The sequence below is a fragment of the uncultured Ruminococcus sp. genome (assembly GCF_937915125.1).
Lineage (GTDB): Bacteria > Bacillota > Clostridia > Oscillospirales > Ruminococcaceae > Ruminococcus_C.
Map to the genome: position 1 here is coordinate 1 of NZ_CALDMP010000048.1, position 3,081 is coordinate 3,081.

Annotated in this window: 1 protein-coding gene; it reads right to left on the reverse strand. The window is 50.4% G+C overall.

Annotation, left to right across the window (positions count from 1 at the left end; translation table 11 throughout):
* Positions 1-115: 115 nt before the first annotated feature.
* Positions 116-2,527: a glycogen/starch/alpha-glucan phosphorylase gene (locus Q0418_RS04975; RefSeq protein ID WP_298482815.1), complete on the reverse strand. Its 2,412-nt coding sequence runs from the start codon at positions 2,525-2,527 to the stop codon at positions 116-118.
* Positions 2,528-3,081 lie beyond the last annotated feature (554 nt).

The window sequence follows — 3,081 nt, forward strand, 5'->3', positions numbered from 1 at the left end:
CTGACGAAAAATCTGACGGCGCATCTGACGTACAATCTTTGTGCGGTATTGCCTATGAAATAAAACAAGAGAAATTGATCTGCGTGGTAGCCAGTGATAGGCGATTATGATGCACTTACTTCATGCCCCAGATGTCCTTGGCATACTCGTTGACAGCACGGTCAGCGGAGAAGATGCCTGCGCCGGCGATGTTGTGGAGAGACATCTTTGTCCAGGCATCCGCATCGGTGTACAGCTCGGAGCTGTGCGCCTGCACCTGGCAATAGCTGTCAAAGTCTGCCAGAACCATATACGGGTCAACGGTGCGCAGGGAATCAGCCACTTCATTGAACTTACAGCCGTTGATGCCGGCATACATGCGGTCGATACAGCTCTTGATGATGGGGTTCTTGTGGTAGTACTCTTCCGGATGGTAGCCGCGAGCCTTGAGCGCGTTGACCTCCTCGGTCTTCATGCCGAAGATGAGGATGTTGTCCGGACCTACTGCGTCGCCGATCTCGATGTTTGCGCCGTCCAGAGTACCCAGTGTCACAGCACCGTTGAGCATGAGTTTCATGTTGCCGGTACCGGAAGCTTCTGTACCTGCCAGAGAGATCTGCTCGGAAATGTCACAAGCCGGCATGAGCAGCTCGGACATGGTCACACGATAGTCCTCCAGGAAGTAAACAGACAGCTTTTCGGAAATGCGCGGATTCTTGCGGATTTCCTCAGACAGTGCCCAGATCATCTTGATGATCTGCTTTGCCAGATAGTAGCCCGGTGCAGCCTTTGCTGCAAAGATATAGGTCTTGGGAGTGAAGTCCATGTTGGGATTTTCCAGCAGGGCATTATACTGCGCCAGAATGTGCATGACATTCAGATGCTGACGCTTGTATTCATGCAGACGCTTTACCTGTGCGTCGAAGATGCTGTCAGTATCCAGTACGAGACCGCTCTGCTTCTTGACATACTTGGCAAAACGCTCCTTGTTTTCCTTCTTGATCTTGCGGAGCTGTTCCAGCACAGCCTTGTCCTCTGCGAAAACGTCCAGCTTCCGCAGCTCGCTGCCGTCCTTCAGGAAACCGTCACCGATCTTGTCACGGAGCAGCTGGGTCAGACCCGGGTTGGACTGATACAGCCAGCGGCGGTATGCAATACCGTTTGTGACATTCTTGAACTTGTTGGGAGTATCCAGATATTCTTCGTGGAATACGCTCTCCTTGATGATCTCGGAGTGCAGCTTGGAAACGCCGTTGACGCTGTGAGAAGCCATAACGCACAGGGTAGCCATGTGGATCTGGTTGTCCTTGATGATGGACATGCGGGTCGTCTTTGCGCTGTCGTTGCCGTTGCGCTCCATGAGACCTGCACAGTAGCGGTTGTTGATCTCCACGATGATCTGGAAGATACGCGGTACGATCTGCTTTACCAGATTGACATCCCACTTTTCCAGCGCCTCAGCCATAACGGTGTGGTTGGTGTAAGCGAAGGTGTTGGTAACGATGTGCCATGCACGCTCCCAGGAATAGCCGCAGTCATCCAGCAGGACACGCATCAGTTCCGGAATCGCCAGAGTGGGGTGGGTGTCGTTGATGTGGATGGCAACCTTTTCGTGGAGATTTTCCAGCGTGCCATATACATTCATATGGTGGTTTACGATATCGCCCACAGCGGCTGCGCACAGGAAATACTGCTGACGCAGACGGAGCGATTTACCTTCCAGGTGGTTATCATTGGGGTATAGCACCTTGGAGATGGCATTTGCCATAGAGTTCCGGGAGAGTGCCTGTTCATAGTTGCCCTCGTTGAACTGCTTCATATCGAAGCTGGGTGCCTGTGCTTTCCAGAGACGCAGGGTAGAAACGCCGGAGCTGCCATAGCCGGATACATACATATCATAGGGCATTGCAATTACGGTGTTGTAGTTCACATGGGAAATGTAGTGGTAAGAATCCTGCCAATATTCCTGGACATTGCCCTCGAAGTGGACTTCGATCGCTTCATCTGGCTTGGGATCCAGCCATACGCTGCCGCCGGGGAGCCAGTTGTCCGGCTCTTCGGTCTGCCAGCCGTCCTCCAGCTTCTGCTTGAAAATACCGTACTCATAGCAGATGGAGTGGCCCTTTGCCGGGATCTCCTGGGTTGCCATAGCATCCAGATAGCAGGCTGCCAGACGGCCCAGACCGCCGTTTCCGAGACCTGCGTCCGGTTCGCACTCAAAGATATTGTCCAGATTGATGTGATAGTCCTTCAGAATGGCTCTCACATCGTCAGCCAGTTCCAGGTTGTACAGAGTGGTCTTGAGGGAACGTCCCATGAGAAATTCCATGGACAGATAATATACGTTCTTTCCGCCCACAGAATGGGTCTTGTTCACAAAGCGCTGACGCTTGAGCTTCAGCTTCTCCACCATCATTGCAGAGAGCACCTGATAGATCTGCTTATCGGATGCCTCGTCCGGAGAAACGCCGCACTCCAGCTGGAGCTTGTCCACGAACTTCTGCTTCAATTCTTCTCTCTGGGGATTTCCTGTTTGTTTCACTGCCATTGTATCCTCCTCACTACGGCGAAAAAAAGATGTTTCGCTGCCTGACTATTCTTCCGTCAGGGATTTGCTGCACAAACCGCCATATACCGTCCCCGTGGGACAGAAAGTCTGCGCCGGACAGCACGGCACGCCGATTCACCATACTATCTCTATCTTATTATAACGGATTTTTCCCTGCAATGCAATAGCCTTTTTGACCAAATATTTCAAAAAATGGTATTCCCTTTCGTCATATGTGATTGAATGCTGGATGTTCTGCTGAAACGAAATACACATAATTTGTGAAGAATGACGATAATTTATCGTGCATTACCAAAAAATCTAAGCAAATTGTTGCAATTGCACAAGAATGAACTATTTTGAACATGACATATTGACTTTTTTGTGTCTATCTAGTATAATGAGAAAAACATCTGTTCCGCAATTGTGGTTGCAGGATAGATAAAGGCAACACCGCACAAAGAGCGCCTGCCGGCTTTGCACGTCATATGCTTGCATATTTTCCGTCATATTTCACAAAAATGCTCGTGAATACACAAAGTATTCACTCCGCT